The sequence below is a fragment of the Bacillus infantis genome (genome assembly GCF_020171945.1).
GTDB classification, from domain to species: Bacteria; Bacillota; Bacilli; order Bacillales; family Cytobacillaceae; genus Bacillus_AB; species Bacillus_AB infantis_A.
Genome location: NZ_JAIVAP010000016.1, coordinates 99,792 through 105,791 on the forward strand (window position 1 = coordinate 99,792; position 6,000 = coordinate 105,791).

A 6,000-nucleotide genomic window follows, 5' to 3' on the forward strand; every position below is an offset into this window, starting at 1 on the left:
CGATCTTGGGCATGGCTCTTTTTTTGAAAAAAAACCAAAGGGAGAGTGTGAAAATGGATTCAGCCATTGTAAAAACAAAGCAGGGATCAGTAAGGGGGACGGAGGGACATGCTGCCACAGTGTGGAAAGGCATTCCTTTTGCCAAGAAACCGGTCGGCGATCTGCGCTTTCAGCCTCCCGAGCCGCCTGAAGCATGGGAAGGAACCCTCGATGCGAATGAATTTGGGCCTGTTTGTACGCAGAATAAAGATATAGCAGCCATGCTTGGCACACCGGCAGAAAATATGTCAGAAGATTGCCTGTATCTGAATGTATGGGCACCTCCCGGTTCAAGGAAGCTCCTTCCTGTCATGGTATGGATTCACGGCGGTTCCTTCAGGTCAGGTGCCGGGAGCAGTCCGCTCTATGACGGGACAAGTATGGCGGAAAACGGCGGGGTTATTGTCGTAACCATCAACTACAGGCTGGGCGCCTTCGGCTTCCTGCATCTTGCCGGGCTGGACAGCAGTTATAGTGCGAACCTGGGATTGCTGGACCAGATCGCGGCATTAAAATGGGTCCGGGAAAACATTGAAGCATTCGGCGGCGATCCTGAACAGGTGACGGTGTTCGGGGAGTCGGCAGGGGCAATGAGCATCGCCTCTTTATTGGCCATGCCTGCTGCAAAGGGACTGTTCCAAAAGGCCATCCTGGAAAGCGGGGCATCGCAGATCATCCCGCCGGAGCAGGCTTCCATGATAGCTAAAGCTGTGCTGCAGCAGCTTGGCATTGATGAAGGGAACATGGATAAATTAAAGGAAGTGCCAGCGGAGGATATTTTGAAGGCTGCCGAACGGGTCACCGCGGGTCAGGGACCGGGTATGATCTTCCAGCCGACAGTTGATGCTGAGACACTGCCGGTTCCTCCGCTGCAGGCAATTACCGGAGGAGCAGCAGAGGGGATTCCTATCATGATCGGGACCAATCATGATGAAGGGGCATTTTTCTTCAGGCCGGGTTCAGCCCCGATGCCTGGTCCGGCAAGAGATGAAGCGATGGCCAAGCTGATTGGTCCTGAAGCGGCGGAAAAGGTAAAAGAGCACTACCCGGCAACAATTGAAGGTGAATCCCAATTCATGACCGATTTTGTTTTCTGGAAGCCTGCGATTGAATATGCTTCCGGGCAGGCAAAGCATGCTTCTGTCTGGATGTACCGGTTTGATTGGCATATTCCCGGTCATCCGCATGTCGGCAAGGCAGCACATGGACTTGAGATTGCGTTTGTTTTTTCAAATCTTTTCTACTTTAGCCGGCTTGGCGTCAAAGTGGATGAAACCATACAAAGACTTTCCCGGCGCATGCAGACAGCCTGGATCTCATTTGCCAAAGCGGGCAATCCGAATGCAGGAGATGAAATGAATTGGCCGGCATACCAGCCGCTGGACCGCTATACTTATATTTTTGACAGTGAAAGCCGGGTTGAAGCTGACCCTTACAAAGAAAAGCGTGAGCTGATCACAGGACGGGGATAATGGCCTGGTTAGTTGTCCCGCTTCTTCAACAGGCGGGGACAGTAAACCTGGCACCTCCATCCTTTAGGAGGTGCGAAATGAAGTTTCTGGATGGAGCTTTGGCTCAGGAGATCGTGGATCGGACGATGCAGATCATCGGCCGGAATATTAATGTAATGAATGAAAAAGGTGTGATCATCGGTTCCGGTGATAAGGGGAGGATCCAGTCTGTCCATGAAGGGGCGGTCCAGGTGATCGGGGCTGGCCGCGGGTTTGAAATTACTGAAGCAGAGGCCGGGCGGCTGAACGGCGCCAGGGCAGGGATCAATCTTCCGATCACCTTCCAGGATCGTATCATCGGCGTAATCGGTATCACAGGGGAGCCGGAAGAAATCAGAAGCTACGGAGAGCTTGTCAGAATGGCGGCCGAAATGATTCTTCAGCAGGCTGTTTTGATGGATGAAATGCAGTGGGATGAAAGACTGAAAGAAGAGCTGACAAGCCAGCTGCTGTCCGGGATTGAAAATCTGGATTCGCTGTATTTTGAAAGAGCGGACCGCCTCGGAATTGACTTGGAAATCCCGAGGACGGCAATCGTCATTGCAGCCGATGAGCAGACCAAAAGCTATAAATGGATCCGCGGCAGGCTGGAAAAGGATGATTTGTATGTGATGAACCCTGAGTTTATCGTCCTGCTCAAAAAGGTGATCATAAAAGGAGAAAACTGGGATCACGGCCAAACCATGAACCAGGTGGAGGATTGGCTTTCAGGGCTTGCAGGCAGCCAGGGGCTGTCATGCCAGGCGGCCATCGGCCAGTATCATCCCGGTTTGGAGGGGATCTCCAGCTCTTACCGGGAGGCTGTACATACGCTGGAGGCGGGAAGGAAGATTGACCCGCACCAGGCACTTTATTACTATGAAGATTATAAGCTGCCAGTCTTCGTTGCCAGGGCAGCAGAGCTCGGAATAGCAGGAGCGTTCCAGCACCATGCCGTAAACTTAAATCAGCATGACAAAAAAGGCGAGCTGCTGGAGACTTTGAGGATGTATATTGAAGAAAATGGGGACAGCGGCTCTGCGGCAAGCCGCCTTTATATACACCGCAACACCCTGAGATACCGCCTGGAGCGGATCAGGGAGCTGACCGGAAAAGATCCGCGCTCCATAAAGGATCTGCTGGAACTCTATTTATCTCTCTTGCAGAACCAGCTTATATAAATTATACAAATGCACAAAAAGGTCCGGGATTGCCGGGCCTTTATTTTATGCTCTGAACAATGTAAACCTTTACGTAAACGCTTACAATAGAGGTAACATCTTTTAAGGGAGGAATCATCTTGGAAGCTACCATTCAAGTAAGCGCTTTAGGGGCAATTGCCGCTTTAGCCGTTGCCATCATATTAATTCTGAAAAAAGTTTCCCCGGCCTATGGCATGATTGCCGGCGCCTTAATCGGCGGCCTTATCGGCGGGGTAAATATCACCGATACCGTCACTTTAATGATGGAGGGTGCTAAAGGCATCATCCCGGCTGTTTTAAGGATTTTGGCTGCCGGCGTCCTGGCCGGTGTGCTGATCGAATCGGGCGCTGCATCCGTCATTGCAGAAACGATTGTGAAAAAGCTCGGTGAAACGAGGGCTCTGCTTGCATTGGCGGCGGCCACGATGATTCTTACAGCGGTAGGCGTGTTTGTCGATGTGGCAGTCATCACGGTTGCACCGATCGCCCTGGCCATTGCGCAAAGAGCAGCTATCAGCAAAACGGCGATATTGCTCGCCATGATTGGCGGAGGCAAGGCCGGCAATATTATGTCGCCGAACCCGAATGCCATTGCAGCATCAGATGCATTCAATATCCCGCTGACGAGCATTATGGCAGCCGGGATCATTCCAGCCGCATTCGGCCTGGGGATGACCTATTTCATCGCGAGAAAGCTTGTGAATAAAGGGACTGCCATTTCTGCAAGCGAAGTTGCCCCGCACACGGGAGGCGCGCTTCCGCCGTTTTGGGCTGCGCTGATCGGACCTGTCGTTACCATCATTTTACTGGCATTGAGGCCATTATTTGATATCAGCATCGATCCGATGATTGCCCTGCCGCTTGGAGGGATTGCGGGAGCGATTGTGATGGGCAAAGCAAGGAAGATTAATGATTTTGCCGTCTCAGGACTCGGAAAAATGACAGGCGTCGCCATCATGCTGCTTGGAACAGGCACATTGGCGGGAATCATCGCCAATTCAGGGCTGAAGGATGTTCTTATAAATGGACTTGAGGCCGTCGGTCTGCCAGGGTATGTGCTTGCACCTGCATCCGGGATCTTCATGTCGGCTGCCACCGCTTCGACAACCGCAGGTACGGCTGTAGCAAGCCAGGTATTCAGTTCAACGATCCTGGAAATGGGTGTCAGTGCTTTAGCGGGCGCAGCCATGGTCCATGCGGGGGCTACAGTCCTTGATCATCTGCCGCACGGAAGCTTTTTCCACGCAACAGGCGGAAGCGTCAATATGGAAATTAAAGAACGTTTGAAGGTCATGCCGTATGAATCACTGGTCGGCCTAACGATGGCGGTTGTATCTACTCTCATTTACGGTGTATTTCAGCTGTTCGGATAGAATTCAATAAACAGGAGTGATAGAAATGAAGATTGTGATTGCACCAGATTCCTATAAAGAGAGCTTGTCGGCCATGGAGGCCGCTGACTGTATCGAAAAAGGCTTCAAGCGTATCATTCCTGATGCTGAATATGTGAAAGTGCCGATGGCTGATGGAGGGGAAGGTACGGTCCAGTCGCTGGTCGATGCAACTGCCGGCAGCATCATCCCGGCAATGGTGACAGGCCCGCTGGGGGAGCCTGTTGAAGCCTTCTTCGGCCTTTTGGGAGATAAGAAAACCGCTGTTATTGAGATGGCGGCAGCATCCGGCATCCATCTTGTGCCGCCGGGTAAAAGAAACCCGCTCGTGACAACTACAAAAGGGACCGGCGAATTAATCAAGGCTGCACTTGATCTCGGAGTCAGCCATATCATCATCGGCATCGGCGGCAGCGCGACGAATGACGGAGGGGCCGGGATGGCACAGGCACTTGGCGCCCGTTTGCTCGATGCAGAAGGGCGGGAAATCGGCGGGGGCGGGGGAGCGCTCTCAAGCCTCTCATCGATTGATCTTTCACAGCTCGATGAGAGGCTTGCAGCTGTAAAGATTGAGGTCGCATGTGATGTCGACAACCCGCTGACAGGGGAAAAAGGGGCTTCCGCCATTTTCGGTCCGCAAAAAGGAGCCGATCCTCAAATGGTGGGACTGCTGGATCATAACCTGGCACATTATGCGAGAGTTATTGAACAGGATCTTGGGAAAAGAATCAAGGATGTGCCTGGATCCGGAGCGGCTGGCGGCCTTGGCGGCGGACTGCTGGCTTTCCTTCCGGCTGAACTGAAGCGGGGAGTCGATATTGTCATTGCAGCTGCCGGGCTGGAGCAGATCGTGGCAGATGCTGATCTTGTCATCACAGGTGAAGGCAGGATCGATGGACAGACGATTTTTGGAAAAACCCCGATCGGCGTTGCCAGAACCGCTAAAAAAACGGAAGTCCCGGTGATTGGGCTGGCCGGCAGCATCTCGAGGGACTGTGATATTGTACGGGAGCACGGGATTGACGCAGTCTTCAGCATCGTGCCGGGAGCTATAGCCCTGGAGGATGCCTTCCGAAACGCATCCGAGTATTTGGAGCAGGCGGCAGCCAATGTTGCGGCTGTTTGGAAGCTGGGACGGCGGGGCAGGCATTAATATTGGAAGATAAACATAAAAAAAGCGCCCTGATTTTTAAATTCCAGGCGCTTTTTGCGTTTCTAAAAAAATCTCATAAGCTTTTTCTTCCTAAAATACTTTCTCAGCGGGAGCTAACACATTCCTTCAAAAATCCTGCTCTTCCATTTGATTACGGTAATTTTGGTGCCCATTTCTTTGCTGGAATCAATGCAGAACTCATCCATCATCCTTTTTACAGCAGGCAGACCTGCCCCAAGCCCGCTGCTGCTGGAATAGCCCTGCTTCAGTGCCTTTGGAATGTCAGCGATTCCTGGGCCGCAATCAGTGGCAGTAAGCCGCAGCCCAATCTGGTCGCCTGCGGAAATACTGTCAAATTGAATCTGCCCCCTGCCGGCATACCGGTAGATGTTCCTGGCAAGCTCAGAAATGACGGTCAGAATTCTTGCCTGGTCAATTGGATTGAAGTGCAGGGATCGGGTAAGTTCTCTGCCCGTTTTCCTGGCCAGGATGATGTCATTCTCCTTTATAATTTGAACCACTGCAGATTTCTCCATGTCTGGCAAACCCCTTACTGCCATTTCACGCTCTGGCATTTGTATGGTCACATGTCTAATGTTAAAAAAAAGGTTCTACGTCAAATGTTGGGGGGAGGTCCAAAGGGCTTCACCCTTATCCAATATGCACACCCAATTTTTTATACTTGTGAGTTAATAAGATTTTGGCTCGGAAACGCTTAAAGCTTC

At 51.9% G+C, this 6,000-nt stretch carries 5 protein-coding genes; 4 read left to right on the top strand and 1 reads right to left on the bottom strand.

Features of this window, described 5'->3' with window-relative positions; all coding sequences use genetic code 11:
* The first annotated feature begins 53 nt into the window (after positions 1–53).
* The 4 genes from LCM00_RS18910 to LCM00_RS18925 all read left to right on the top strand — a co-directional run bounded on the left by LCM00_RS18910 (position 54) and on the right by LCM00_RS18925 (position 5,275).
* Entirely contained in the window at positions 54–1,511 is a 1,458-nt protein-coding gene (locus LCM00_RS18910; protein ID WP_224904992.1) for a carboxylesterase/lipase family protein, read from the top strand.
* Between the two features lie 77 nt (positions 1,512–1,588).
* The gene (locus LCM00_RS18915; RefSeq protein WP_224904994.1) at positions 1,589–2,710 is read left to right on the top strand and encodes a sugar diacid recognition domain-containing protein; all 1,122 of its coding nucleotides are present in this window, start codon (positions 1,589–1,591) and stop codon (positions 2,708–2,710) included.
* 119 nt (positions 2,711–2,829) lie between these two features.
* On the top strand, positions 2,830–4,104 hold the full coding sequence (locus LCM00_RS18920) for a GntP family permease (protein ID WP_224904995.1): 1,275 nt from the start codon (positions 2,830–2,832) through the stop codon (positions 4,102–4,104).
* A gap of 25 nt (positions 4,105–4,129) precedes the next feature.
* Entirely contained in the window at positions 4,130–5,275 is a 1,146-nt protein-coding gene (locus tag LCM00_RS18925; protein ID WP_224904997.1) for a glycerate kinase, read from the top strand.
* A gap of 113 nt (positions 5,276–5,388) precedes the next feature.
* Here the strand turns inward: LCM00_RS18925 and LCM00_RS18930 are convergent, their stop codons facing one another.
* On the bottom strand, positions 5,389–5,811 hold the full coding sequence (locus LCM00_RS18930; RefSeq protein WP_224904999.1) for an anti-sigma regulatory factor: 423 nt from the start codon (positions 5,809–5,811) through the stop codon (positions 5,389–5,391).
* Positions 5,812–6,000: the final 189 nt, after the last annotated feature.

Coding starts and splice junctions, on each gene's coding strand:
- LCM00_RS18910 (WP_224904992.1), top strand. CDS start 54: ATGGATTCAGCCATTGTAAAAACAAAGCAGGGATCAGTAAGGGGGACG.
- LCM00_RS18915 (WP_224904994.1), top strand. CDS start 1,589: ATGAAGTTTCTGGATGGAGCTTTGGCTCAGGAGATCGTGGATCGGACG.
- LCM00_RS18925 (WP_224904997.1), top strand. CDS start 4,130: ATGAAGATTGTGATTGCACCAGATTCCTATAAAGAGAGCTTGTCGGCC.
- LCM00_RS18930 (WP_224904999.1), bottom strand. CDS start 5,811: ATGGAGAAATCTGCAGTGGTTCAAATTATAAAGGAGAATGACATCATC.